The sequence below is a fragment of the Cronobacter universalis NCTC 9529 genome (assembly GCF_001277175.1).
GTDB classification, from domain to species: Bacteria; Pseudomonadota; Gammaproteobacteria; order Enterobacterales; family Enterobacteriaceae; genus Cronobacter; species Cronobacter universalis.
Genome location: NZ_CP012257.1, coordinates 1877447 through 1904321, shown reverse-complemented (window position 1 = coordinate 1904321; position 26875 = coordinate 1877447). Strand labels below are relative to the sequence as shown.

At 62.0% G+C, this 26875-nt stretch carries 17 protein-coding genes; 10 read left to right on the top strand and 7 right to left on the bottom strand.

Going from position 1 to position 26875, the window contains the following annotated elements; genetic code table 11:
* From hycC to hycA, 3 genes are all read right to left on the bottom strand, one after another.
* Positions 1-1827, bottom strand: a complete 1827-nt coding sequence (gene hycC, locus AFK65_RS08670) for a formate hydrogenlyase subunit 3 (RefSeq protein WP_038857334.1) — start codon at positions 1825-1827, stop codon at positions 1-3.
* Positions 1827-2432, bottom strand: a complete 606-nt coding sequence (locus AFK65_RS08665) for a 4Fe-4S dicluster domain-containing protein (protein WP_007899483.1) — start codon at positions 2430-2432, stop codon at positions 1827-1829. Before AFK65_RS08665 ends, hycC begins: the two co-directional genes overlap by 1 nt.
* A gap of 82 nt (positions 2433-2514) precedes the next feature.
* Positions 2515-2979: a formate hydrogenlyase regulator HycA gene (gene hycA / locus AFK65_RS08660; RefSeq protein ID WP_007696915.1), complete on the bottom strand. Its 465-nt coding sequence runs from the start codon at positions 2977-2979 to the stop codon at positions 2515-2517.
* A gap of 232 nt (positions 2980-3211) precedes the next feature.
* Between hycA and hypA the strand changes: the two genes are divergently transcribed.
* From hypA to flhA, 6 genes are all read left to right on the top strand, one after another.
* Entirely contained in the window at positions 3212-3562 is a 351-nt protein-coding gene (gene hypA / locus AFK65_RS08655) for a hydrogenase maturation nickel metallochaperone HypA (protein ID WP_007696913.1), read from the top strand.
* Positions 3563-3565: 3 nt separating this feature from the next.
* Positions 3566-4438 carry a hydrogenase nickel incorporation protein HypB gene (gene hypB / locus AFK65_RS08650; RefSeq protein ID WP_038857338.1) on the top strand — a complete coding sequence of 291 codons (873 nt, stop codon included), beginning with the start codon at positions 3566-3568 and terminating at the stop codon, positions 4436-4438.
* Entirely contained in the window at positions 4429-4707 is a 279-nt protein-coding gene (locus AFK65_RS08645) for a HypC/HybG/HupF family hydrogenase formation chaperone (RefSeq protein WP_007696908.1), read from the top strand. The genes hypB and AFK65_RS08645 overlap by 10 nt, the downstream gene beginning before the upstream one ends.
* On the top strand, positions 4707-5828 hold the full coding sequence (gene hypD / locus AFK65_RS08640) for a hydrogenase formation protein HypD (protein WP_007696904.1): 1122 nt from the start codon (positions 4707-4709) through the stop codon (positions 5826-5828). The genes AFK65_RS08645 and hypD overlap by 1 nt, the downstream gene beginning before the upstream one ends.
* Entirely contained in the window at positions 5825-6835 is a 1011-nt protein-coding gene (gene hypE / locus AFK65_RS08635) for a hydrogenase expression/formation protein HypE (RefSeq protein WP_038857341.1), read from the top strand. Before hypD ends, hypE begins: the two co-directional genes overlap by 4 nt.
* Positions 6836-6927: 92 nt before the next feature.
* Positions 6928-9006, top strand: coding sequence for a formate hydrogenlyase transcriptional activator FlhA (flhA, locus tag AFK65_RS08630; RefSeq protein ID WP_038857342.1), 2079 nt, complete (start codon positions 6928-6930; stop codon positions 9004-9006).
* Positions 9007-9834: 828 nt separating this feature from the next.
* On the opposite strand, the gene AFK65_RS08625 is transcribed toward flhA, so the two are convergent.
* Both AFK65_RS08625 and AFK65_RS08620 read right to left on the bottom strand, forming a co-directional pair.
* The gene (locus AFK65_RS08625; protein ID WP_007696890.1) at positions 9835-11196 is read right to left on the bottom strand and encodes an APC family permease; all 1362 of its coding nucleotides are present in this window, start codon (positions 11194-11196) and stop codon (positions 9835-9837) included.
* A gap of 392 nt (positions 11197-11588) precedes the next feature.
* Complete coding sequence (locus AFK65_RS08620) at positions 11589-13007, bottom strand: glutamine synthetase family protein (RefSeq protein ID WP_007696887.1); 1419 nt, start codon at positions 13005-13007, stop codon at positions 11589-11591.
* Between the two features lie 212 nt (positions 13008-13219).
* Here AFK65_RS08620 and puuD point away from each other — a divergent pair, with 212 nt between their 5' ends.
* From puuD to AFK65_RS08600, 4 genes are all read left to right on the top strand, one after another.
* A complete protein-coding gene (gene puuD, locus AFK65_RS08615; protein WP_007696884.1) occupies positions 13220-13987 on the top strand; it encodes a gamma-glutamyl-gamma-aminobutyrate hydrolase in 768 nt (255 codons plus the stop codon).
* A gap of 24 nt (positions 13988-14011) precedes the next feature.
* Entirely contained in the window at positions 14012-14569 is a 558-nt protein-coding gene (puuR, locus tag AFK65_RS08610) for an HTH-type transcriptional regulator PuuR (RefSeq protein WP_007696881.1), read from the top strand.
* Between the two features lie 166 nt (positions 14570-14735).
* Positions 14736-16235: an aldehyde dehydrogenase PuuC gene (puuC, locus tag AFK65_RS08605; RefSeq protein WP_038857343.1), complete on the top strand. Its 1500-nt coding sequence runs from the start codon at positions 14736-14738 to the stop codon at positions 16233-16235.
* Positions 16228-17508, top strand: a complete 1281-nt coding sequence (locus AFK65_RS08600) for an NAD(P)/FAD-dependent oxidoreductase (protein WP_038857344.1) — start codon at positions 16228-16230, stop codon at positions 17506-17508. The genes puuC and AFK65_RS08600 overlap by 8 nt, the downstream gene beginning before the upstream one ends.
* 506 nt (positions 17509-18014) lie before the next feature.
* On the opposite strand, the gene AFK65_RS08595 is transcribed toward AFK65_RS08600, so the two are convergent.
* Both AFK65_RS08595 and AFK65_RS08590 read right to left on the bottom strand, forming a co-directional pair.
* Positions 18015-25085, bottom strand: a complete 7071-nt coding sequence (locus AFK65_RS08595; RefSeq protein WP_038857346.1) for an AIDA repeat-containing protein — start codon at positions 25083-25085, stop codon at positions 18015-18017.
* Between the two features lie 31 nt (positions 25086-25116).
* The gene (locus tag AFK65_RS08590; protein ID WP_007696859.1) at positions 25117-26379 is read right to left on the bottom strand and encodes an autotransporter strand-loop-strand O-heptosyltransferase; all 1263 of its coding nucleotides are present in this window, start codon (positions 26377-26379) and stop codon (positions 25117-25119) included.
* Between the last annotated feature and the right edge of the window lie 496 nt (positions 26380-26875).

Below are 26875 nucleotides of genomic sequence, written 5' to 3'. Positions count from 1 at the left end.
TCACACTCCCCGTGAAATCACGACGACCAGCAGCACGGCCAGTTCGACCGCCGCCAGACGACGGCACAGCAGCGGCAGGCTGGCGCTCTGCCAGCCCGGCAGCAGGCGCGCCGGATTAAGGATATGGCGCAGCTGAATCAGCGGCGCGAAGGCGGCCTTAACGGGCCGGGCGAAACCATGCGCGGTAATGACCATCTCCGGTTCGTGATCGTAGCCGCACACCCAGGCACTGCCGCGCGTGCGCGACGGCAGGCGATCGCCTTTGAAGAGCGTCGCCAGCAGGAACGGCAGCAGCAGCGAGCCTGCCAGCAGCAGCGTGATCACCGGCTGAGAGACGGTGGTGCCGGCGGTGACGATCGGCAGCGGGACGGCGCGGCCCAGCAGCGGCAACAGCCACGGCGCGGCGACGCCGCCCGCCACGCAGCACAGCGCCAGCCCCATCACACAAAGGCGCATGAGCCAGGGCGCATCGGTCGCCTGCGCGGCCGCCTGCGTGCGCGGCGCGCCGAGGAACGTCACGCCGTAGACCTTCGCCATACACATCACCGCCAGCGCGCCGGTAATCGCCAGCCCCACCGCCAGCAGCGGCCCGAGCAGACGGGCGATAAACAGCGGCTGCGCGCCCAGGTCAAAGAACGCCTGATAAATCACCCACTCGCCCGCGAAGCCGTTCAGCGGCGGCAGCGCGGCCATCGCCATCAGGCCCACCAGCATGGAGATCGAAATAAGCGGCATGGTTTTGCCGATACCGCCGAGCTTTTCGATATCGCGCAGGCCGGTGCGGTGAAAGACCGCGCCCGCGCCGAGGAACAGCGTGGTTTTAAACAGGCTGTGGTTGAAGAGGTGATAGAGCCCGCCCACCAGGCCGAGCGCCACCAGCGCAGGCTCGCCAAGCGAAATCCCCGCAAGCCCCGCGCCGAGCCCCAGCAGGATAATGCCGATGTTCTCAAGCGTGTGGTACGCCAGCAGCCGGTGGATGTTGTGCTCAAGCAGCGCGTAAAGCCCGCCGATAAACGCGGTCACCATGCCGAGCAGCAGCACCAGCACGCCGCACCAGAGCGGCAGCGCGGCGTTCATCAGCGAAAAGACCAGGATGCCGTAGAGCCCCACTTTCAGCACCACGGCGGAGAAGAGCGCGGCGGCGGGCGCGGCGGCCTGCGCATGGCCCTGCACCACGCCGCCGTGCAGCGGAATCACGCCTGCGAGCAGCCCGAAGCCTGCCAGCCCCGAGAGCCAGGTGACCGCGCTAAACGGTTGCCCGGCGGTGAGCGAACTTAACGCCAGCACGTCCAGCGTGCCGTACTGCCGCCACAGCAGCCAGCAGGCGAGCGCCAGCAGCAACGTGCCGAGACGCCCCAGCGCAAACCAGAGCTTGCCGCCCGCGCTGTCTCCGGTCAGGAACACGGCGGCGAGCGCCATGATTTCCGCCATGACCACCAGCGCGGCGAGGCTCTGCGCGGTCACCGCGAGCGTCGCGGCGCCAAGCAGCAGGTTGATAAGCGCCCCGCTGGCGCGCGCCTGGCCGTCGCGCGAATGGATAAGCGTAAACAGGCAGATAAAGAAGCCCGACAGGCCGAGTGTCGCCAGCCAGATGGCGTTAAAGGCGGTGAGATGCGCCGCAAGCGCGCCGATATGCGTCGTAAGCGGCCCGTCGTTCACGTTGAGCAGCAGCCAGCCGCCGGTCGCCAGCGCGCACAGGCAACCGAGCGCGCCGCCGAGACCGGCAAACAGCGCGCTGAGCGGCTTATGCCAGGCGCTCAGCAGCGCGAGCGCGAGCCCGGCGCCAAAGGCCGCCAGCGCGCCCTGATATAAGAAAATCGCGTTCATTATTCTCCTCCGCGCGGTTGCAGCAGCAGCGATAAGTCGCCGAGATCGGCGTTAATGGTCAGCTCGCGTTTACGGCGGCTGGCGCGGGCGATGTCGTGGTTATCGACAAGCTTCAGCGCCCCGGTCGGGCAGGTGCGTATGCAGGCCGGGCCGTCCGCGTCGAACTGGCAGAGATCGCACTTCACCGCCACGGCGCGCACGCCCGGCGTCCAGTCGAGAAACGCGCCGACGCGCGCAGGCGCAGGCGGCGCGGGGGGCGCTTTCGGGCTGTTGACGTTGGCCGGGATATGCAGCGGGCGGCTGCCGGAGAATTCAATCGCGCCGAACGGACAGGCGATGCCGCAGAGTTTGCAGCTCACGCACAGGCTTTCATTGAGCTGAATCGCCCCCGCCTCGCGGGTGATGGCGTTCGCCGGACAGACCTGCGCGCACGGCGCGTCTTCGCAGTGGTGGCACAGCTGCGGGGCGGAATCTTTTTGGTTACGCATAACCGTCAGGCGCGGCCTGGATTGCAGTCCATGCAGGCGGTGCGTCTCTGAACAGGCGGCCTCGCAGGTGTGGCAGCCGATGCAAAGCGTGGAGTCGGCAATGATAAAACGGTTCACCAGGTGTTCCTCAGGTGATGGACATTTTTGACGAAAAGTGACGACGACGGACGATTTCGACAGTCGGCGACACCTCGCCCGGTTAATGTGACGACGCGTCGCGGGCCGCCAGGATCTCGCTGATGCGCAGCGGCGCGTCTTGCTGGACGGCGTCATAGAGCCCGTCGACCAGCGCGCCGATTTTGTCGAGGTAGTGCGCCAGCACCCGCTCGCGGTCGCGGATATCGACCGCGCCGTCCAGCATGCCTTTTGCGTCGAGCTGCGCGGTGGCGAGCAGCGTCTCTTCGCTGCCGTCGCGGCGGGCTATCAGGTAGTTAATGGTGCGGCAGTGAAAGCCTTCGGCCTGCTCCACGCGGATGGCGAAATGCTCAAAGAGAAAGAAGCACAACCCGTTTTGCGGCTCGCAGCCGAGCGAGTGATGCAGCTTCTGGCGCGACAGCGTAATGGCCTGGACCAGCGTATTGCAGTAGGTGTGCCAGTGCGTCTGTAACGCGCGGTGACGGTCGGCGATAAATTCCGCCTTCTGGCTAAGTTCGGACAGGATCATAGTGGTTAGCTCATTTAACAGAGATAACCCTCTTTAGCAGGAACCATGCCATTTTTTAATTAACTGTTTTTAAAAGGTTTATTCTGAAGCGTCACATCACGCCGCCTGTCATGACATGTCATTTCGACAGCCTCGACACCCGCCGCGACAGCCTCCCGCCCCCTTCTCCTGCGCTGGCACCGTTATTGCATAACGTATGGCATTCGCAAACGCGAAACGTACCGGAGGCGTTATGCACGAACTCACCCTCTGCCAGCGGGCAGTGGAAATTATTGAACAGCAGGCGCAGCAGCTTGGCGCGCGCAAGATCACCGGCGTGTGGCTGGAAATCGGCGCGTTCTCCTGTGTTGAGCGCAGCGCGCTGGAGTTTTGCTTTGATCTGGCGTGCCGCGACACCCGCGCCGAAGGCTGCGCGCTGCATTTAAGCCAGCAGGAGGCGCAGTGCTGGTGCCCGCAGTGCCAGCGCAACGTTCAGTTACTGACGACGCTGGTACGCCGCTGCCCGCATTGCCACAGCGCGGATCTGCGCATCGATGCCGATGACAGCGTGCAAATCAAGCGTCTGGAAATAGAACAGGAGTAGAAGATGTGTACGACCTGCGGTTGCCAGCACGGCAACCTGTATATAGAAGGCGATGAGCGCAACCCGCATTCGCCGTTTCGCGCCGCCCCCTTTGCCGCCGCGCCGCGCGCCGCGGCGCCCATCTCCACGATAAGCCTGAACGCGTTCTCGCCTGACGTAGCGCCAGATGGCGCTCTCGATTACGGCCACGGCGAGGCGGGCACCCATGCGCCCGGCTTAAGCCAGCGCAAAATGGTGGAGATTGAAATTAACGTGCTCGATAAAAACAACCAGATTGCGCAGCGCAACCGCCAGCGGCTCGCCGCGCGCGGCCAGCTGGCGCTGAACCTGGTCTCCAGCCCCGGCTCCGGCAAAACGACGCTGCTCACCGAGACCCTCAAACGCCTGCGCGACGCCACGCCCTGCGCCGTTATCGAAGGCGATCAGCAGACGGTGAACGACGCCGAGCGCATTCGCGCCACCGGTACGCCGGCGATTCAGGTCAATACCGGCAAAGGGTGTCATCTCGACGCGCAGATGGTCGAGGACGCGATGGCGCGGCTGCCGCTTGCCGATAACGGCGTGCTGTTTATTGAAAACGTCGGCAACCTGGTCTGCCCGGCGGGGTTTGATCTCGGCGAGCGCCACAAAGTGGCGGTGCTCTCGGTAACCGAGGGCGAAGATAAGCCGCTCAAGTACCCGCATATGTTCGCCGCCGCCTCTCTCATGTTGCTCAATAAAATCGACCTGCTGCCGTACCTGAACTTCGACGTCGAGCAATGCATGGCGTACGCGCGCGAGGTCAACCCGAACATCACTATCCTGCTGGTCTCCGCCACGCGCGGCGACGGCATGAGCGCGTGGCTCGCCTGGCTGGAGGAACAGCGATGTGCATAGGCATTCCGGGGCAAATCTGTGAACTGCTCGCCGGCAATCTCGCCCGCGTCGAGGTGTGCGGCGTGCGGCGCGAGGTTGACTTAACGCTGGTGGGCACGCATGACGAGAACGGCCAGCCGCGCCTCGGCCAGTGGGTACTAGTGCATGTCGGTTTCGCCATGAGTCTGATTAACGAGCGCGAGGCGCGCGAGACGCTGGAGGCGCTGCAAACGATGTTTGAGGTGGAGCCGGATGTCGGCGCGCTGCTGTATGGCGAGGAGAACCGCTGATGCGTTATGTCGATGAATACCGCAACCCGGAACGGGTGCTGCGCCTGATGGACCGGCTGTGCGAGCGCGCGCCGCGCTTAAGCCACACGGCGCAGAAACCGCTGCGCATTATGGAAGTGTGCGGCGGCCACACCCACGCCATTTTTAAATTCGGCCTCGACCGCCTGCTGCCGGAGAACATCGAGTTTATCCACGGCCCCGGCTGCCCGGTCTGCGTACTGCCGATGGGACGCATCGACAACGCCACCGAAATCGCCCGCCGCCCCGGCGTTATCTTCTGCACCTTCGGCGACGCCATGCGCGTGCCGGGCAAAAACGGCTCGCTGCTCCAGGCGAGAGCCGAAGGCGCGGACGTGCGTATCGTCTATTCGCCGATGGACGCGCTGAAAATCGCCGAACAGCAGCCAGAGCGCGAGGTGGTGTTTTTCGGCTTAGGCTTTGAAACCACCATGCCCGCCACCGCGCTGACGCTTATCCAGGCGAAAGCGCGCGGCGTACGCAATTTTTACTTTTTCTGCCAGCACATTACGCTTATCCCGACGCTGCAAAGCCTGCTGGAGCAGCCGGATAACCAGATTGACGCGTTTCTGGCGCCAGGGCACGTCAGCATGGTGATAGGCACCGATCCGTATAGTTTCATCGCCGGGCGTTTCGCGCGCCCGCTGGTGGTGGTCGGTTTTGAGCCGCTGGATCTGCTACAGGGCGTGCTGATGCTGGTCGAGCAGCGCATCGCCGGAGAAAGCCGCGTGGAAAACCAGTACCGCCGCGTGGTGCCGGACGCGGGCAACCCGGCGGCGCAGCAGGCGATCGACACGGTGTTTTGCGTCAAGGGCGACAGCGAATGGCGCGGGCTCGGCGTGATAAACCACTCCGGCGTGCGGCTTCGCGCGCCGTTTCAGGCCTTTGACGCCGAGGCGCATTTCGCGCCCGCGCCGCAGCAGGTCAATGATTCCCCCGACGCCCGCTGCGGCGAGGTACTGACAGGCCGCTGTAAACCCGCCCAGTGCCCGCTCTTCGGCAGGCGCTGTAACCCGCAAAACGCCTTTGGCGCGCTGATGGTCTCCTCGGAAGGAGCCTGCGCCGCCTGGTATCAGTATCGTTCAGAGGAGTGCGACGCATGAACATCATTACTCTCGCCCACGGCAGCGGCGGCCAGGCGATGCAGCAGTTGATCGACCGCCTGTTTATGCAGGCATTTGCAAATCCGTGGCTGGCGGAGCAGGAAGATCAGGCGCGCCTGCCGCTCGCCGAACTGACGGCCAGAGGCGACCGGCTGGCGTTCTCCACCGACAGCTATGTTATCGATCCGCTGTTTTTCCCCGGCGGCGACATCGGTAAGCTCGCGATTTGCGGCACGGCCAATGATGTCGCGGTGAGCGGCGCCGTGCCGCGCTGGCTCTCCTGCGGTTTTATTCTTGAAGAGGGCCTGGAGATGGCGACGCTTGAAAAAGTCGCCCACAGCATGGCCGCGACGGCGCGCGCGGCAGGCATCCAGATTGTCACCGGCGACACCAAAGTGGTGCCGCGCGGCGCGGCGGATAAGCTCTTTATCAACACCGCCGGGCTTGGGGCTATCCCCGCCGATATTCACTGGGGCGCGCGGCAGCTTGCGCCCGGCGACGTGCTGCTGGTCTCCGGCACGCTTGGCGATCACGGCGCGACTATCCTTAACCTGCGTGAACAGCTGGGGCTTGAAGGGGAACTGGCGAGCGACTGCGCCCTGCTCTCGCCGCTCATTCAGCAGTTGCGCGCCGTGCCGGGCGTGAAAGCCCTGCGCGACGCTACCCGCGGCGGCGTTAACGCCGTGGCGCATGAGTTCGCGGCAAGCGCGGGGTGCGGGATCGAATTACAGGAGCGCGCGCTGCCGCTGAAACCCGCCGTGCGCGGCGTCTGCGAGCTGCTCGGGCTGGATGCGCTGAATTTCGCCAACGAAGGCAAACTGGTGATAGGCGTAGCGCGCGAGGAGGCGCAACACGCGCTGGCGGCGCTGCGCGCGCATCCGCTGGGGCAGGACGCGGCCATCATTGGCGAGGTGGTGGCGCAAAAAGGGGTACGTCTCGCCGGTATTTACGGCGTGAAGCGCACGCTTGATCTGCCGCATAGCGAACCTTTACCCCGGATCTGCTAAACCCTGTTTTTGCGCAAGAACCTGATAAACAGGCTGTGCCTACAATATTGATTTACGTTTCTGCATTTTGCGAACGCATTCTGGATGAGCCAATGTCATACACACCCATGAGCGATCTCGGCCAGCAAGGGCTGTTCGACATCACTCGCACTCTGATGCGCCAGCCCGATCTCTGCGCGCTGGCGGAGGCGCTGAAATCGCTGCTCAACGCCTCCGGCATGGCGGATCGGGTTAACATTCTGCTGTATCACCCGAAACATCAGCGTACCTGTTTTTACAGCGTCGACAGCGTCGGCAATGCCGTGACGTATGAAGACGAAACGGTGCTCTCTCACGGCCCGGTGCGTCGGCTGCTCTCGCGCCCCGAGGTGCTGCACTGCCGGTATGACGAATTCGCCGAGACCTGGCCGCAGCTTGCCGCGCTCCCGCTCTACTCGGCGTTTGGCTACTACTGCCTGGCGCCGCTCGCCGCCGAAGGGCATATTTTCGGCGGCTGCGAGTTTATTCGCGACACGCACGAAAGCTTTAGCGAAAAAGCGTTTTCACGGCTACAAACACTCACGCAAATCGTGAGCGTCGCGGCGGAACAAATCCAGACGCGGCTTGGCAACAGCCAGGATTACGCGCTGCTGTGCCGCGAGCGCGACGACTTTCGCATTCTGGTCGCCATCACTAACGCGGTGCTCTCCAAACTGCATCTCGACGAACTGGTGACCGAGATCTCTCACGAGATCCACCGCTATTTCAGCATCGATTCCATCAGTATCGTCCTGCCGGCGGCGCGCAAAGGCAAACTGACGATTTACTCCACGCACTATGTCGATGAGGCCGCGCCGCTGCACGATCAGAGCGAGGTGCAGGAGAAAGGCACGCTCTCGGCGCGCGTGTTCAGCTCGCGCGAAATGCTGCTGGTGAATCTGCACCAGCGCGACGATCTCGCGCCTTACGAACAGATGCTGTTTGAGATGTGGGATAACCAGATCCAGACCATCTGTCTGCTGCCGCTGATGTTCGGCGAGAAGATGCTGGGCGTGCTGAAGCTCGCGCAGTGCGAGGAGCATATTTTCACCGCCGCCAACCTCAAACTGCTGCGCCAGATTGCCGAGCGCATCGCGATTGCGGTGGATAACGCGCTGGCGTACCAGGAGATCCACCGCCTTAAAGAGCGGCTCGTGGATGAAAACCTGGCGCTGACCGAGCAGATTAATAATGTTCCGGCGGATTTCGGCGAGATCATCGGGCGCTCGGATGCGATGATGGCCGTGATGAAGCAGGTGGAGATGGTCGCCAAAAGCGACAGCACAGTGCTGATCCTGGGTGAAACCGGCACCGGCAAAGAGCTTATCGCGCGCGCGATTCATAACCTGAGCGACCGCAACGGGCGGCGCATGGTGAAGATGAACTGCGCGGCGATGCCCGCAGGGCTTCTGGAAAGCGATCTCTTTGGCCACGAGCGCGGCGCGTTTACCGGCGCCAGCGCCCAGCGCATCGGGCGTTTTGAGCTCGCTGATAAAAGCAGCCTGTTTCTGGATGAAGTGGGCGATATGCCGCTGGATTTGCAGCCGAAGCTGCTGCGCGTGTTGCAGGAGCAGGAGTTTGAGCGGCTCGGCAGCAACAAAGTCATCCAGACCGACGTGCGGCTGATTGCCGCCACCAACCGCGATTTACGGCAGATGGTGGCGGACCGCGAGTTTCGCAGCGATCTCTATTACCGCCTGAACGTGTTCCCGATCCACCTGCCTCCGCTGCGCGAGCGCCCGGAGGATATTCCGCTGCTGGTGAAGGCGTTCACCTTTAAGATCGCGCGCCGTCTGGGCCGCAGCATCGACAGTATTCCCGCCGAAACGCTGCACGTCCTGAGCGAGATGGAGTGGCAGGGCAACGTGCGCGAGCTGGAGAATGTGATTGAGCGCGCGGTCCTGCTGACGCGCGGCAATGTGTTGCAGCTCTCGTTGCCGGAGCTGACGCTGCGCCCGGCGAAAAAACCGGCCGCGCCGCCGGCCGTCGAGGTGCGCGACGGCGAAGACGAGGTGGCGCGGATAACAAGGGTTTTGAAGGAAACCAACGGCGTGATCGCCGGGCCGAAAGGCGCCGCCGCGCGTCTGGGCGTGAAGCGCACCACGCTGCTTTCCAGAATGAAGCGGCTGGGAATCGATAAAGAAGCGTTATAGGCGTTTGGGGTTTTGGCGGGTGCGCGATGCTTACCCGCCCTACGATGACGGTGGGTTTCACTTGTAGGGTGGGTAAGCGAAGCGCACCCACCGTTTTTTTTACCCGGCCACAAAACGAACGGTAAGGTGTTGGTTTTATTCCGGCTAAAAAAAAATCGGCCCATGAGGCCGATTTTCCGCCGGGGCCGGGATTGCAAAGGGGGCGGCGGCGAGCCCCCTTTGCACGTTCGCGTGAGAGCCCCCTTCATATGCGGGTGACATCAGGGCGAACGGAACGCGTTCACCGACCTGGTATATATCACCTGAATAGATGCTCGATGGCGGGTGCGCTGCGCTTACCCGCCCTACGGTAATGGTGGTTTTCGCTTGCTGGCGGGTGCGCGTTGCTTACCCGCCCTACGACGACGGTGGGCTTCCCTTGTAGGGTGGGTAAGCGAAGCGCACCCACCGTTTTTTTACCCGGCCACAAAACGAACGGTAAGGTGTTGGTTTTATTCCGGCTAAAAAAAAATCGGCCCATGAGGCCGATTTTCCGCCGGGAGCCGGGATTGCAAAGGGGGCGGCGGCGAGCCCCCTTTGCACGTTCGCGTGAGAGCCCCCTTCATATGCGGGTGACATCAGGGCGAACGGAACGCGTTCACCGACCGGGTATATATCACCTGAATACATGCTCGATGGCGGGTGCGCGTTGCTTACCCGCCCTACGATGACGGTGATTTTCGTTTACTGGCGGGTGCGCTGCGCTTACCCGTCCTACGACGACGGTGGGCTTCTCTTGTAGGGTGGGTAAGCGCAGCGCACCCACCGTATACACCACCGCTGAACGGCTCATTCACCCTTAAACATCGGCGGCGGGCGGCGGAAACGGCGCGTCAGCCATGTCAGATACATCAGCCCCAGCGCGGCCCAGATAAGCCCCATCGTCAGCGAACTCTTCTCCAGGTTCAGCCACAGCACCGCGACCGTCAGCGCGCCCACCAGCGGCAGGACAAGAAAGTTAATCCGGTCCTTCCAGCCTTTATTGCGCCCTTCCCGCAGGAAAAAGTGATTCACCACCGAGAGGTTCACAAACGTAAACGCCACCAGCGCGCCGAAGTTAATCAGCGCCGTCGCGGTCACCAGGTCGAAGGAAAGCGCGCTCAGCGCCACCACGCCCACCAGAATCACGTTCAGCGCGGGCGTGCGCCATTTCGGGTGCACATAGCCGAACACCTTTTCCGGGAACACGTTATCGCGGCCCATCACATACAGCAGGCGCGACACGCTGGCGTGCGACGCAAGGCCGGACGCCAGCGTGTTTACGAACGTACAACAGAGGAAAACCGACTGGAACAGCTTGCCGCCCACGTAGAGCGCGATCTCCGGCAGCGCCGCATCCGGCTCCTTAAAGCGCCCCATCGTCGGGAAAAAGAGCTGAATAAAAAACGAGGCCGCGATGAAAATCACGCCGCCGTAAAGCGCCGTCAGGAAAATCGCGCGCGGAATGGTCTTGCCCGCATCCGGCGTCTCTTCTGAGAGCGTCGTCACGGCGTCGAAACCGAGAAACGAAAAACAGACGATGGTCGCCCCGGTGATAATCGGCAACAGCTGCGCATTTTCGCTGACAAACGGCTGTACCGACCAGATGGTGCCTGTGCCCTCGCCCTTATGCAGGCCGTGGATCACAAGGAAAATAAATACCGCGATGATCGCCACCTGCACCATGACAAACAGCGTATTGAAGTTCGCCACCAGGTTGACGCTTTTGAGGTTCGCGACAGTCATGATGCCCACATAAAGCACCACCCAGATCCACTGCGGCACCTCCGGGAACATCGCGGAGAGATAGAGCTTGGCCAGCAGGACGTTGATCATCGGCAGGAACAGATAATCGAGCAGCGACGACCAGCCCACCAGGAACCCGACGTGCGGGTTAATCGCCTGCTGGGCGTAGGTATAGGCGGAGCCCGCCGTCGGGAAGCGTTTGACCAGTTTGCCGTAACTGATGGCGGTAAACAGCACGCCCGCCAGCGCCAGTAAATAGGAGGCCGGCACATGGCCGTTACTGATGCCGGAGACAATGCCGAAGGTATCGAACACGGTCATCGGGGTCAGATAGGCCAGGCCCATCATCACCACCTGCCAGAGTTTAAGCGATTTGCGCAGCTGCGGACGCGCCGCGGCAACGTTGAGATCGTAGTTAATCGCCATCGCGCGTTCCCCCTTTCGTCTCTGTGATTCGTCGTGAAACAGAGGCCGGAGGGAGTCGTCGTGACGCGCGCTGAAAACGCGGATGAAGCAAAGCCTCGGGCGCGGGCCCGTAATTACTGCGGCTCAGGCGGGTGCCCGCGCGCAGCGGACAGACATAAAGTGGCACCATCTCATTATCCTCGTAACGTATCCTGAACGTCGTCTGTAAACCGCTGCCGCGCGCTATTCCTTCACGCGACACCGGAAACGCCGGCACGACAGGCCCGGCGAGCTTTCGCCGCGGCCTTCTGTGGCGCGGCATGGTGCGTACTGAATCCGCTTTGGGTATAAACAACCTGTAGCCTGGATAACGCCCGCCTGCCATAAAAGCGGGGAAAGTTTCAGGCCAGCCGTCAGGCGTTTTTCAGCATCCACTCAATTTCCGTTTCGGTGATGAGCCGCTCGAACTGGATAAGCTCGTCGTTTTTGCAGGCGTGAAAGACCTCGCAAAACCGCGCGCCCAGCCGCTCGCGCATCGCCGGATGAACCTGGAATTCGTACAGGGCGTCGCTCTGGCGGATAGGAAACGGCGTTCCTTCCTGCTCCAGACCGTTGCCTTCCACCGCCTCGGGCAGCGGCAAGTCGTTTTCCAGGCCGTGCACTATACCTGCAAGCACCGCAGACATCACGAGATAAGGGTTCGCATCCGCGCCCGCCACGCGATATTCCACGCGGTGGCTGTCGCGATCGCCGCAGGGAATGCGCAGCGCCACGGTGCGGTTGTTGTGACCCCAGGAGGCCTGCGTCGGGACATACATCCCCGGCTGGAAGCGGCGGTAGGAGTTAACGTTCGGCGCCAGCAGCGCCATCGAGGCGGGCATCATGTCGATCATGCCGGCGAGCGCCTGCTTAAGCAGGTCGGAATCTTCGCCGTCAGGAAGCGCCAGCACGTTCTGCCTGTTGTCATCGACAATGCTGATGTGAATGTGCATCCCGCTGCCGGCGTGCTCTTCATAGGGTTTGGCCATAAAGGTGGCCTGCATGCCGTGTTTTTCGGCCACCAGCCGCACGAGGCGCTTGAGCGCCAGCGCGTGATCGCAGGCCTGTAAGACGTTGTCGGTGTGGTGAAGGTTGATTTCAAACTGGCCTGGCGAGGCTTCGGCCACTGCGCCGTCGGCGGGGATCTGCTGCATGCGCGCCAGCTCGTCGATATCGCTTAACACATCGGCGAAGCGGTCGAGATTGTCCACCGAATAGACCTGGCTTTGGGTGTTGCGATCCTGGGTGCCGGGCGCGCACGGCGGCTGGAGATAGCCTTCGGCGTCGCGCTGGCGGTCAATGAGATAGAACTCCAGCTCTACCGCTACCACGGGGTGCAGACCGCGCTGGCGCAACTGCTGCCAGAGGCGGTTAAGCACATTGCGCGGCTCAACGTCAAAGGGAGTACCATCTTCATCCTGCATGGTGAGCAGGAGCTGCCCGAGATACTCCGGGTCGGTGGCCGACGGCACCAGGCTTCCCAGGACCGGCACGCAGCGGCGGTCCGGCTCGCCGAGATCCTGCCCCAGCCCCGCCTCTTCCACGACATTGCCCAGAATATCCATCGCAAAGACCGAGGCCGGGAAATAACAACCCTTCTCGACTTTCAAAAGACCCGTCACAGGAATGCGTTTGCCGCGAAAACTGCCGTTGAGATCCGTCAGCATTACGTCGACATACTCGGTCAACGGGTAACGCTCCAGGTAGGCATTCACTTCGCGCGCAAACGCACTGGTTCGCCTCTCTTCACTGTGATGCACAAAGTTCTCTACTTCCACAATATTGGTTTCCATGATTCACCGCCGTTGTTGCAGATACCGGTCAGGGCATTCAGACCGTTCGATATAATTTCCATTTTTAGAATCTAGATGCAACATAAATGTTTTTCAAATGTTAAATGACGTTTGAATTTTAGTTACAGCGCTGCTAGATTGAGAAAATATTGAACAAATGGCGGTGCAAACGTGGCGTTTGTGCATAATTTAGACCAGCGCGAGAGGATTGTATGGGCATTATATTTAACAGGCCGATGATAGGCGTCGTGATGTGCAGAAACAGTATCAAGGGGCACCCAAGCCAGACGTTGCAAGAGAAGTACATTAACGCCGTGCTGAACGCTGGCGGCTTGCCGGTGCCCCTGCCCCATATCGTCGCTGAACCCGTACTCCTCGATCAGCTGCTCGCGGAGCTTGACGGCATTATGCTGCCGGGCAGCCCCAGCAACGTCCAGCCGCACCTGTATGGTGAAAACGGCGATGAGCCTGCCGCCGACCCCGGGCGGGACACTCTGAGCATCGCGCTGATTGAGCGCGCGCTGGAAAGGCGCATCCCCCTTTTCGCCATCTGTCGCGGGCTTCAGGAACTGGTTGTCGCCACCAGGGGGACGCTGTATCGTCGGCTGTTTGACGAGCCGGAACTGCTGGAACACCGCGAAGATCCTGAACTGCCGCTGGATCAGCAGTACGCGCCCTCGCACGAGGTACAGGTGGTGCCGGGAGGGCTTCTTGGCAAACTGATACCGGGCTGCAACACGTTTTGGGTAAATTCGCTGCATGGCCAGGGTGCCCGCACGCTGGGCGCGCGGCTGCGCGTGGAAGCGCGCTCGCCGGACGGCCTTGTGGAAGCTGCAAGCGTTATCGATCACCCGTTTGCACTGGGGGTGCAGTGGCACCCGGAATGGAACAGCAGCGAGTACGCACTCTCGCGGCTGTTGTTTGAAGGTTTTATTACCGCCTGTCGGGGGTTTCGGGCCGAAAAGCCCCGACCCGCCTGACGTTACTATGAAGGAAGAGACTCTATGAGCGATGTCACCCTGGCGCCGGGGAAGCGTTTAGCGCAGATCCGCCAGCAACTGGGTTTGTCGCAGCGCCGCGTCGCTGAACTTTCCGGGCTTACGCATAGCGCTATCAGCACCATTGAACAGGACAAAGTGAGTCCGGCCATCAGTACGCTGCAAAAGCTGCTGAAGGTGTACGGGCTTTCGCTGTCGGAATTTTTTGCCGAACCAGAAAAACCGGACGAACCGCAGGTCGTCATCAATCAGGATGAGTTGATTGAGATAGGCAGCCAGGGCGTCTCGATGAAGCTGATTCATAACGGGGATCCGCATCGCACGCTGGCGATGCTCTTTGAAACCTACCAGCCCGGCACCACGACCGGGGAGAGGATTAAACATCAGGGTGAAGAGATTGGCACCCTGCTGGAAGGGGAAATCGTGCTGACCGTCAACGGCCAGACGTTTCACCTGACCGCAGGCCAGAGCTATGCCATCAACACCGGCATACCTCACAGCTTCAGCAATACCTCGGCCGGGATCTGCCGCATCATCAGCGCGCATACGCCCACCACCTTCTGATAACCGTTCAGCGCGTTCGGTTGGAAGAAGACGCCGGGCGCGCCTGACACGGGCCGCATCTGACCTGAGCTAAACGGGCTTTTTTCGCCTGCGGGCTTCTGCGTCGAAAATTCAGGCGGAACCGCCGCCTTACACGCGCTAACCCTTTGTTATAACAGGAGAGGCTATGGAATTTCACAATTTAAGCTACTGGCAGGATAAGGCGGCGCGGCTGTCCATCGAAGGCCGGTTATTTTATCAGGGCGCTTACCGCCAGGCCGCGAGCGGCGACACCTTTACCGTCGTCAACCCGGCCACCGGCGAGACGCTTGCTGAGGTGGCACGCGGCGCGAAGCGCGACGTTGACGCCGCGGTGGCGAGCGCCCGCGCGGTGTTCGAGCGCGGCGACTGGTCGCAGGCGGCGCCCGCCGCGCGCAAAGCGGCGCTCATGCGCCTGGCCGCGCTAATGGAGCAGCATCACGAGGAGCTGGCGCTGCTGGAGTCGCTCGACACCGGCAAACCGATTCGCCATAGCCTGCGTGATGATATTCCAGGCGCCGCCCGCGCGCTGCGCTGGTACGCCGAAGCGGTCGATAAACTCTATGGCGAGGTGGCGCCCACCGATAACGCGTCGCTTGCGATGATCGTGCGCGAGCCGGTCGGCGTGGTGGCGGCCGTGGTGCCCTGGAATTTCCCGCTGCTGCTCGCCTGCTGGAAGCTGGGCCCGGCGCTTGCCGCCGGTAACAGCGTGGTGCTCAAACCGTCTGAGAAATCGCCGCTCTCGGCGCTGCGCCTTGCGGGGCTTACGCGTGAAGCGGGGCTGCCGGACGGCGTGCTGAATGTGATACCGGGCTTCGGCCACGAGGCGGGCCAGGCGCTCTCGCTGCACCCGGATGTGGACGTGATGACCTTTACCGGCTCCACCCGCACCGGCAAACAGCTCCTTAAAGACGCGGGCGAATCGAACATGAAGCGCGTCTGGCTCGAAGCGGGCGGCAAAAGCGCCAATATCGTCTTCGCCGACTGCCCGGATCTCGACCAGGCCGCGGCGTCGGCTGCCGCCGGGATCTTCTATAACCAGGGTCAGGTTTGCATCGCCGGTACGCGCCTGCTGGTGGAAGCCTCCATTAAAGACGCGTTTCTGGCGTGCGTGAAAGCCCATGCGCAAAGCTTTACGCCGGGCGATCCGCTCGACCCGCAGACCACCATGGGCACGCTGATCGATGACGATCACGCCGCCAGCGTGCGTCGCTATATTGAGCTTGGCCAGGCCGAGGGCGCGACGCTGTGGCTCGATGGTTGCGCGCAGCCCCACCCGGCCTGCGTCGGCCCGACGATTTTTACCGACGTGGATAATCAGATGCGCGTCGCCCGCGAGGAGATTTTCGGTCCGGTGCTGGCGGTCACCACGTTTAGCAGCGAGCAGGAAGCGCTGCGGCTCGCGAACGACAGCGACTACGGGCTCGGCGCCGCCGTCTGGACCCGCTCGCTCTCCCGCGCCCACCGTATGGCCCGGCGGCTGAAGGCGGGTTCCGTGTTTATCAATAACTATAACGACGGCGATATGACCGTGCCGTTCGGCGGCTATAAGCAGAGCGGCAACGGGCGCGATAAATCGCTGCACGCGCTGGAAAAATTCACCGAACTGAAAACCATCTGGATGAGCCTGGAGCACAGTCATGACTGAACATGTAAACAGCTACTACGCCGCAAGCGCCAACCCGCATGCGCCCTTCCCGACGCTCACGGAGTCGCTCCAGTGCGATGTCTGTATTGTCGGCGGCGGCTATACCGGTCTTTCGTCGGCGCTGCATCTGGTGGAGCAAGGTTATGACGTGGTGTTACTGGAGGCCGCGCGGATTGGGTTTGGCGCGAGCGGGCGCAACGGCGGCCAGGTGGTGAACTCCTACAGCCGCGATATCGACGTTATCGAGGCGCGCTACGGCGCAGAAACGGCGCGAATGCTCGGCAGCATGATGTTTGAGGGCGGCGAGATCATCCGCGAGCGCATTACGCGTTACGACATTCAGTGCGACTACCGCCCTGGCGGGATGTTTGTGGCGCTGAACCGCAAGCAATATCTCGGGCTGATGGAGCAAAAGGCCACCTGGGAGCGCTACGGCAATAACCGTCTTGAGCTGCTGGATGCCGACGCGGTGCGCGGCGAAATCGCGAGCCATCGTTATACCGGCGCGCTGCTTGACCATAACGGCGGCCATATTCATCCGCTGAACCTGGCGCTCGGCGAGGCGGAAGCGATTCGCTCGCTCGGCGGTAAGATTTTCGAGCAGTCGGCGGCGGTGAGTATTACACACGGCCAGCCTGCAGTGGTGAAAACCGCGCAGGGCCAGGTGACGGCGCGCTATGTGATTGTGGCGGGCAACGCCTATCTCGGCACGCGTCTTGAGCCTGCGCTCGCGCGGCGCAGTATGCCGTGCGGCACGCAGGTAGTGACGACCGAGCCGCTGGCCCCGGACGTGGCGGCGTCGCTGTTGCCGAATAATTATTGTGTCGAGGATTGTAACTATCTGCTCGATTATTACCGTCTGACGGCGGACAACCGTCTGCTGTATGGCGGCGGCGTGGTCTACGGCGCGCGCGACCCGGATGACATTGACCGGCTGATCATGCCGAAGCTTTTGAAGACGTTCCCGCAGCTGAAAGGCGTGAAAATTGATTACCGCTGGACGGGGAACTTCCTGCTGACGCTCTCGCGAATGCCGCAGTTCGGGCGGCTTGAGAACAACATCTATTATATGCAGGGCGACAGCGGCCACGGCGTGACCTGTACGCACCTTGCCGGCAGGCTTATCGCCGAGGCGCTGCGCGGCGACGCCGAGCGTTTCGACGCGTTCGCGACGCTGCCGCATTATCCGTTCCCCGGCGGGCGCTCGTTCCAGATCCCGTTTACCGCGATGGGTGCCGCGTATTACAGCCTGCGCGATCGGCTGGGCGTGTGATGGTCATGGTGGGTGCGCTTCGCTTACCCACCCTACGAACCACGCGGCGGCGATGTTGGTGGTTTTGCTCCGGCTAAAAAAAATCGGCTTCGCCGTTTCGCCGCAGGCCGGGGCGCACCGGAGGGACCCGGTGCGAGGGCATGACAATACAGGGAGGTATTGTCATGCCCGACCCGTGGCCGGAGGGAATAAGGCGAGGCTTCCCCGCAGGGGCGATTTTCCGCCGGGAGCCGGGATTGCAAAGGGGGCGGCGGCGAGCCCCCTTTGCACGTTCGCGTGAGATGAGCGCCCATATAAAGGCGGCGTTATGGCGAACGGAACGCGTACACCGGCCTGGACTATTTCCCTTTCCCGGTATTTTCCCAAAACGTAAACGGTGGGTGCGCTACGCTTACCCCCCCTACGAACCACGTGACGCTGATGCCGCCACCACATCCATTCCTCTTCCTTTATTACACGCAAAAAAAAGCCGCCCCGTGTGGGGCGGCTGTTCACATTGCCTGTTATCAGAAGCTGACTTTCAGCGTCACCTGGCCGCCGTAGCCGCCGGTGCCGGCGTCGTCGATGGTTTTGGTGTAGCCGGCGCGAACGCCCAGCGTCACGTTGTCGCGGATCTGACCGTCGAGACCCACATCCAGCGCGGCGGCGGTGCCGTCCTGATCCGGATTGAAGGAGACCTCGCTACCTGCCACACCCGGCGCGCTCACGTTCACGTCGCCTTTGGAGTCAAACGTCTGGATAAAGGACGGACGCACCCACCAGCTCACCGGAACCGGTTTGCCGCTCTCTTTCAGCGTCGCGTTGTTGCCAAAGCGCAGACCGGCACGCACCTGCTGGCTGTGGCCGTCGCCAAACTGCACGTCAGCGGCATCGTCGCCACCATCTTTCAGGTTCACGCCGCGGTACTGGTATTGCACCTGCGGTTCGAGCACCAGACCGCTGCCGATATCAAACGGCAGGCCGGTTTCGAAGGAGCCGACATAGCCCCAGCCGTGCGTCTTCATACCGTCGCCGTCGCGCGGGTTGGTATCGAAGTTATGACGCGTACCCTGCGCCACCACGTCAACCCACCAGCCGCTCTCATGCACGCCGTTAACATACAGACCGACGCTGTACGCGTCGTCACGTACCGTACCCGCTTTCGATTTCTCGCTGCGCTGAACGTCGATAGCTGACAGACCCGCCGCACCGTAGATGCCGACACCCCATTCCATGGAGGACGCCTGGCCTCTCCACAGGTCGCTACCGATCTGCAGGAAGGTGTAGCCGCCTTTGCTTTCCGGCGTGTTGCCGTTACGCAGATCCGAACCGCCATGTTCATGGTTCAGCTGGCCGGCCTGGAAGCGCGCCCACACGTTGCTGCCATCCCCGGACGGGCTGCGCGCCGCGTAACGACGGCTGTCGAGCGAGCCAAGCAGCGCGCTGTCGTAGTCCATCGCCTGCGCATAGAGCGAGCTGTAGAGGTACATGGCCGAACGGTAGTTCTGCGGGCCGTTTTCGTTGCCGCTGCCGGACGCCGTGGTCAGATACCAGCTTTCGTTGCCAGCGCCCTGACGCAGGCTGTAGTTATACGCCCCCGCCTGCAGGTTATTGGCAAGGCTGAAGGCGTTGTCCGTCGTCGTCGCGCCATTGATGGCGTTCACGACCTGGATACCGTCGCCGGTGGTGCGTGCGCCCAGACCGCCCTGGTTACGGATGGCGATGCGGGTGTTGCCGGTCGCGGTGCCGCCGTTGATGATCAGGCTGTCGGTGGTCGCCGTACCGCCCTGGAACAGCGTGTTCAGGGTGATGGTGCCGCCGTTGCCCGTCAGATTAGTGACCGTCAGGGTTTTCGGAACAAACGCGCCCGTCGGTGCCTGGTAATCGATGTTGCCGCCCAGCGTCAGGTCGTCAAGCAGCGAGTTGCCGGTCATCAGCCAGGTGGAGCCTGCATCTACCGTCAGATCGGTCGGGTCAATCATACCGGTGAGCGAGGTGCCGTTGGTCAGTTGCAGCGAGGTGCCAAGCTGCGCGATAACGTCCGTCACCGCTTCCAGGCCGCTGAACACCAGCGTACCGCTCTGCAGCCAGGTGCCGCCGGTCTGGTTCAGAATGCCGCTGACGGTCAGTTTGCCGTCGCCCTCTTTATACAGGCTGCCGGTACCGCTGATATTCGCGGCAATCGTGTTGTCGCTCTTATCGGTGGTCACGCTCAGCTTGCCGGTGTTGGTGACGTTGCCCGCGATGGAGGAGCCGTCTTTCAGCTCCGTGGTGCCGGTCAGGATACCGCCATCCGCCACGCTGAGTTTACCGCCGTTCTGCACCACGGTGTTGTTGGCGATACCGTCCGCCGCGACCGTGAGCGCGCCGCCGCTTTCCAGCAGCAGGCTGTTCGCCAGCTTGTTAGCGATGGAGAACTGACCCTGCGCGTTGGTGCCGTTAACGGTGGTGTCGGTGCTGGCGATAATGCCCGCGCCGCTGTTGAGGTCGATGTTGGTCGCCTCGGCGGCATCCGCCACCGCCAGCATACCGCCCTGCTGAATGATGGTCTGGTCGGCCACGCCGCCTTTACGGATAAACTGTACGCCGCCTTTGGTCACGGTGGTCGCGATAGCCGTACCGCCCAGCGTCACGCTCTGGCTGCCGTTTTCGCTGACGGTAGACGAGGCCACCGTACCGCCGTTGTTGACGACCTGATCGCCGACCACGGTGTTGTCGATAACAATCCCGCCGTCATTGACGTTCTGGATCCCGCCCGCCTTGATGATGGTCGAGATAACCGTACCGCCGCTGTTGACGTTCTGCGTACCGCCCAGGTTGATGGTGGTGCTGGTCGCCGTACCGCCGGTCAGCACGTTCTGAATGCCGCCGTTTTCAATATTGGTATTGAAGGTCTGGCCGCCGTTGTAGATGTTCTGCACACCGGTGGAATAGAGGCCGGTGTTTTTCGCTACCCCGCCGCGGTAAACGTTCTGCACCGTGTTGGCTGAGAAATCTGCGCCGTCTGCGGTACCACGCACGTTTTGCACGGAGCCGTTAATCAGCGACGTGTTAACCGCCGTCGCGCCTGCGGCGATGTTCTGAACCGCGCCAGTTTCCATCACCGTGTTGACGGCGCGAGCGCCGCTCAGCAGGTTCTGCTCGCCGCCGCGGTTACGGGTTTCGGTAACCACCGCGCCGTTGTAGACGGTCTGCTTCGCATTGTCGTTAAGCCAAGTCGAGGTGACGTTCGCGCCTTCATACACGCGCTGCTCCGCCCTGGTGATTTCCGAGCCCGTGGTGGTGCCATAAACATCCTGCACGCCGCCATCAATAACAATCGAGACTTCAGCGTTGGCATTTTTGTTGACTATCTGACGCCCGCCATTTTTAACGATGCTGACAATAGAGGTGCCGTCAACGACCTGCAGGCCGCCATCCACGAAGGTGAAATCGGTAGTGCCGCCGGTAAAGACGTTTTGTCTGCCGCCGGTGGAGATGGTGCCGCCGTAGGTGTAGCCGCCGGAATTAACGTTCTGCACGCCGCCTTTCTCGACGCGGGTATCGAAGGCCTTGCCGCCGCTGCTGATATTCTGCGTGCCGCCCAGCAGACGGGTCGCCAGCGCCTGCGCGCCGTTGTTAACGTGCTGCTCGCCGCCGTTCATCACGGTAGAGATAGCCACTGCCGAGTTGCTCAGGATCTGGGAGCCGCCGGCGTTAATCACGGTGCTGCGCGACCAGCCGTACGGGTCGACAATCTGCTGCCCGCCGTTATTAATCACCGCATCGAAGGACTGGCCGTCCACGCGCTGTACGCCGCCGCTGTTGACCAGCGTGCCTTTCGCCTGGCCGCTCGCCATGATGAGCTGTACGCCGCCGTCGCTGATGCTGGTGCCGGACGCGGTGCCTTCAACCAGCTGCGTGCCGCCGCCGAAGACGGTGCCGTCAGACGCCGCGCCGCCCAGTTTCACATGCTGGACGCCGCCGCTGTGGACGATAGAGCCCGCCGCCAGACCGCCGACGTTGACGATTTGCAGGCCGCCGTCGTTGATGACCGCAGAGATAGCCGTACCGTCAACCGCCTGGGTGCCGCCCTGGTTAATCTGCGCGTCCACCGCTTTACCGCTTTCCTGCACGAGCTGCGTGCCGCGGTCGCCGATGCTGGTGCCGGACGCTGTACCGGCCACCACCTGGGTGCCGCCGGCGAAGATTTTCGCGGTAGAGGACGCGCCGCCTTTGTTGATGTGCTGCAGGCCGCCGTCGGTCACAATAGAACCGCGCGCCAGGCCGCCGTTATTGATGATCTGCGTACCGCCGTCTTTCACGACCGCGGACGTCACGGTGCCGTCAACGCTCTGTACACCGCCGCGGTTGACGTGGGTATCGTTCGCCATACCGGTTTTGGTGACGAGCTGGAGACCGCCGTCGCTGATGCTGGTGCCGGACGCCATGCCCGCGACCACCTGCACGCCGCCGCCGAAGATAACGCCGTCGGAAGACGCGCCGCCGAAGTTAATATGCTCCAGGCCGCCGCTGTTGACCGTGGTGGCGCGCGCCAGACCGCCGCTGTTGACGAGCTGGATGCCGTCTTTATTCACGACCGCCGAGGTGGCCGTGCCGTCGACGCGTTGCAGACCGCCCGCGTTCACCAGCGATGCGAAAGCCAGACCGCCGGTTTTCACATGCTGAATAGCGCCCTGACCGATCACGGTGCGGCCCGCGGTGCCGGAGACCGACTGAATGCCGCCGAGCAGAACGGAATCAGACGCCGCGCCGCCGAATTTCACATCCTGTACGCCGCCGTCGCGCACCACGGTGCTGTTGGCGTGGCCGCCGTTCTGCACCAGCTGTACGCCGCCGTCGTTGATAGTGGCGTAGTTCGCGGTGCCATCCACATTCTGCAGACCGCCGCTGTTCACGGTCGCGCTGACCGATTTACCGGTCGCTTCGATATGCTGCTCCGCGCCAGAGTCGATCTGCGTGTTGGACGCGGTGCCCGCCAGTTGCTGCACGCCGCCAAAGAGGTGCGCGTCGGCAGAGGCCCCGCCCACGGAGACGTGTTGCAGACCGCCGCTGTTGACCTGGGTGTTTTTAGCCAGACCGCCGCTGTTAACAATCTGGGTGCCGCCGTCTTTGACGATGGCGGAAATAGCCGTACCGTCAACGGCCTGGGTGCCGCGAGAGTTGATCTGCGTGCCGGTCGCCTGACCGGTGACCTGCACCTGCTGCGAGCCGCCGTCGTTCACGCTGGTGCCGGACGCGTTGCCGGACACCTGCTGGATGCCGCCGCCGAAGACGACGCTGTCGGAGGCGGAAGCGCCTTCCGCCACATATTGCAGGCCGCCGCTGTTAATCGTCGTGCTGTCCGCTTTGCCGCCGCGGTTGACCAGCTGAATGCCTTTATCGTTGATGGTGGTGGTTTTCGCGGTGCCGTCCACGCGCTGTAAACCGCCTGCGTTGATAAGCGTGCCGGAGGCGTTCGCGCCCACCTGCACATGCTGTACGCCGCCGTCGCCGATGATGGTGTCGCCCGCGGTGCCCGCCAGCTCCTGGGTGCCGCCAAGCAGAATGGAGCCAGAGGCCGCGCCACCGAGTTTCACATCCTGAACGCCGCCGCTGCGCACGACGGTGCTGTTGGCGTGGCCGCCGACCTGAATCAGCTGGGTGCCGCCGTCGTTCACGGTCGCGAAATTGGCGGTGCCGTCGACGTTTTGCAGGCCGCCGCTGTTCACGGTCGCGCTGACCGATTTACCGGTCGCTTCGATATGCTGTTCCGCGCCCGCATCGATCTGGGTGTTAGACGCGGTGCCCGCGAGCTGCTGAACGCCGCCGTAGAGGTGCGCGTCAGCAGACGCCCCGCCCACCGCGATGTGCTGGAGGCCACCGCTGTTGACCTGGGTATCTTTCGCCAGGCCGCCGCTGTTAACAAGCTGAGTGCCGCCGTCTTTTACCACGGCAGAAATTGCCGTGCCGTCAACCGACTGGGTACCGCGATTGTTGATCTGGGTGCCGATCGCTTTACCGGTCACCTGCACCTGCTGGGAGCCGCCGTCGTTGACGCTGGTGCCTGACGCGGTGCCGGACACCTGCTGAATACCGCCGCCGAAGACGACGCCTTCCGAGGCCGCGCCGCCCTGGGCGATGTATTGCAGGCCGCCGCTGTGAACCGCGGTGTTGTCCGCGAGGCCGCCGCTGTTGACCAGCTGGATGCCTTTGTCGTTGATGGTGGTGTCTTTCGCGGTACCGTCGACGCGCTGTAAGCCGCCGGCGTTAATCAGCGAGCCGGACGCCGAGCCGCCGGTTTTCACATGCTGTACGCCGCCGTCGCCGATGATGGTGCCGCCCGCGTTGCCCGCGAGCTGCTGGGTGCCGCCGAGAAGAATGGAGTCAGACGCCGAGCCGCCCAGCGCCACGTCCTGGATGCCGCCGTCGCGCACCACGGTGCTGTTGGCATGGCCGCCGGTCTGCACCAGTTGCACACCGCCGTCTTTGATGGTCGCATAATTAGCCGTGCCGTCGACATTCTGCAGACCGCCGCTGTTGACCGTCGCGCTGACGGAAAGCCCGGTCGCTTCGATATGCTGCTCGGCGCCGGCGTCGATCTGGGTATTTGAAGCCGTGCCCGCCAGCTGCTGCGTGCCGCCGAAGAGGTGGGCATCGGCAGACGCGCCGCCAAGCGACACATGCTGCAGACCGCCGCTGTTGACCTGGGTGTTTTTCGCAAGGCCGCCACGGTTGACTATCTGGGTGCCGCCATCTTTTACAATCGCGGAAATCGCCGTGCCGTCCACCGCCTGGGTGCCGCGGTTATTGATCTGCGCGTCGCGGGACTGGCCGCCGACCTGGACCTGCTGGCTGCCGCCGTCGTTGATGCTGGTGCCGGACGCGGTGCCGGAGACCTGCTGGATGCCGCCGCCGAAAATCACGCCGTCAGAGGATGAGCCGCCTGCGCTGACATACTGGATGCCGCCGTCGTTGACGGTGGTGTTACGGGCGTAACCGCCGCGCTCAACCAGCTGATGACCGCCATCGTTGACCACGGCGGAGATGGACGTGCCGTCAACCGACTGGGTGCCGCCGTTGTTGATGATGGTGGTGGTCGCCGTACCGCTGGTCAGCACATGCTGTTCGCCGCCGTTGCCGACCACGGTATGGACGGCAGAACCCTCCACCTGCTGCACGCCGCCGTCCAGGATCACGGTTCTCTGCGCCTGGCCGTCTTTTTCAATCACCTGCAGACCATCGTTGATGGTGGTGCCGGTCGCCACGCCCTGCTGGCGGACAACCTGTACGCCGCCGTCGTTCAGCGTGGTTTTCTGTGCAAGGCCGCCCGCGACAATCTGATTGCCCAGCGCGCCGATAGTATGATTCGTCGTCGTCCCGCCGACCAGAACCTGCTGGGTGCCGTTCTGCACCAGCTCATCCTGCACCGACGAGGTGACATCGGGCGTAAACGCGAACGCCCCGCCGCTGGCAAGCGAACTCCCTACCGCCGCCGTCAACAACACCGCCCCGCTGGCGCGTTTGCCCTTCGCTCTGGTGAGCTCGGAGACCACGATAAACGCACGCTGGACTTCACTCCACACCAGCCGGTAACTGCAATTAAGACTTCTCTTCATGTTGATGCCCTCGAAACCCGCTCAGACGCCGTTATGCGGCGTGCTGATTTGGGTCTGCCAATGCTGTTGTTTTGATGTCGAATGGGTTGCTTTTCAGAGAGATCAGCCGACGTAAATGGCCAATCACCTGTTTACCCGTGATAAAACGCGTACACTCGTACTGCCGGTCCGTGCCTTTGTGGCGCGGACACCAGAAATAGTCCTGATGGTCAAAATTAAGCCGCACGTCATCCCAGCAGCCGTTGCAGACGTGGGTGTTGATGACGCGCCAGGGGGTGTAAAACTCGCTGGCCGGCAGGCTGAAACCGCTAATCAGCACCACCGGAATGCGACAGCCCCAGGCAAGCCAGGAAAGACCGCTGCCGAGGCCGATGAAAAATTCCGCGTGTTCCAGCAGCGCCACGCGGTCGCGCAGCGGCAGGTTGCCGGTGAAATCCTCTACGCCGTGCGGGATTTTGTTCCAGACGTAGCCGCGTCCGACGACGCGCTCTTTGTCGATGCACAGGACGCGATAGCCCTGCGCTTTCAGAAATTCGATAACCTCATGCCAGCCGCTGCCGTTATTCCAGAATTTGGCCTGGCTGGTGGATTGCGTGGCGATGCAGACGTAGGGTTCGGCTATCTGGCGCGGCGAATTCACGCGCAGATCGGGAACGATTTCGCTCGGGTCGACACCCAGAATATGCCCGGCCGTGCGGTGCAAACCGACGGCGCGAAAGTCAAACGGCTGTTTGTCGAGATCGCCCTGAAAGAACAGTCCGACGCGCCAGGTGGCGTAAGGCGGTTCGCGGTGAGTGCGCTGGCTCGCCCAGCGCTCCGGCGCGTAAAACTGCAGTTCCGGGTAGACTGGCGCGAAAAGATCGATTATCGGCTGCGCCATGGTGCATTCCACCTGGCAGCCGTAAGTCTGACGAAAGCGTTCAGCGTAAGGCACCCATCCCACGAGGTCGCCCAGCGTACCGGTCGGAAAGGAGATCAAAACCGGTTTGTCGCGCATATCGAGCGCGTGATCGAGCAGCGGCTCGCTCTCCCCTTTCTTCCAGACCTGCAACCGAAACGGCACATAGTATTTTTTGGTGCTAATCACCCAGCCTTCGGCGATATCACTCGCAAAAAGTATATTTCCCGTTTCGTCATCGCTTATTTCGACGCGCCAGTCGCCTGCCGGAAGCAGTAGCCTGGCGCCGTCGTTAAAATCGTAAAAAATGCCTTCCGGACCCTGCTGCGTGGGTATTTCCGGGGGTAAAATAAAGGCGTAGCCATTACTGGCAGATGAAGAAAGCGTCATCGCCATACCTACCTTAATTATCAGTATCAGGGTTATGCTGCTATTAAATAATTAACCCGCCGTGTATCAGACACACGTCAATTCTCGGAGCGTTGTTGCCCGAGGCAGTTATTTATCCGACATCTTGCCCATCCCTTGAGCCGTCATAAAGCTGGTTTTAGTGTAGCTACATCGTTACTTATTGCAAATTTTTACCAAATATAAAAAGCCTTTAAAATCAGCAATATGCAAAAATGTCACTCTCAGTGACTTTTCACTAAAGCTAAACTTTACAAGCATTTAGCTCTTCTAGAGAGACACTCTTTTAGGATTATCCTTACCTTGCAATACGCAAATAAGGCTATTTTAGGGCGGGGAGAATATATTAAAACGGCAGTAAACCAGACGCTGAAAACATAATCTTTGCGGCTTTTCAATAGGAAAAACGGAAGCTATAGGCTCTTTCTTAAGACAGATATTAGTAGGGATTGGTTACTCTGGGGAATTAATTAATGAATAAAAA